Raw genomic sequence first — 748 nt, 5'->3', positions numbered from 1 at the left:
TTTTTTTTTTTAATTTATCCACTCATCATCGCAACATCCCCCCCCCCGCCTTAACTCCCTAGCTACTCGTCCCCACCTATCTACCCCACCGCTGCCGCCGCCCGCCGGGCGCCCCCGCCCGATTTCCTGCCTATTGCGGAGTCATCGATGTCCAGCCCGGAAAATCCGATCCTGTCGGTCAGTCGCGTGGAGGCCGTCTACAACGGCGCCATCGCCGCCCTGCACGGTGTCGACCTGTCGGTCGGCAAAGGCGAGATCGTCGCACTGCTCGGCTCCAACGGCGCCGGCAAGACGACCCTGCTACGCGCCGTATCCAATCTCCTCCCGGCCGAGCGCGGTACTGTTACCGCTGGCCGGATCACTTTCGACGGCGAGGATGTCTCCAGGGCAAGCCCCTCTCACCTCGTCCGCAAGGGTCTGGTCCAGGTCCTCGAGGGCCGACACTGCTTCCGCTCGCTGACGGTCGAGGAGAACCTTCTGACCGGCGCGCTCGGGCGTTCGTCTTCCCGCACCGGCGTCAAGGCCGACCTCGACCGCGTCTATGCGCTTTTCCCCAGGCTCACCGAGAAGCGCCGAACCCGGTCCGGCCTCACCTCCGGCGGCGAGCAGCAGATGACGGCGATCGGCCGCGGTCTGATGTCGCGGCCGAAACTCTTATATGGGGATGGTCAACCACAAACGGCGTCACGTCGACATTGTCATGTACCTCCGGGCAATCCGCAGATCCATTCGATGGGTCCGTTTGCGT

1 protein-coding gene is annotated in these 748 nt (G+C 64.0%); it reads left to right on the top strand.

All coding sequences use genetic code 11. From position 1 onward, the window contains the following. Positions 1–147: 147 nt before the first annotated feature. Positions 148–748 (top strand): ABC transporter ATP-binding protein (locus NKI79_RS33130; RefSeq protein ID WP_352807504.1); only part of this gene is annotated, 601 nt, incomplete at its 3' end.

This window comes from Mesorhizobium sp. M0340 (genome assembly GCF_040321535.1).
Classification (GTDB): domain Bacteria; phylum Pseudomonadota; class Alphaproteobacteria; order Rhizobiales; family Rhizobiaceae; genus Mesorhizobium.
Note: the sequence above shows the minus strand (reverse complement) of the source record. Positions and strands in the feature narration are given on the sequence as shown.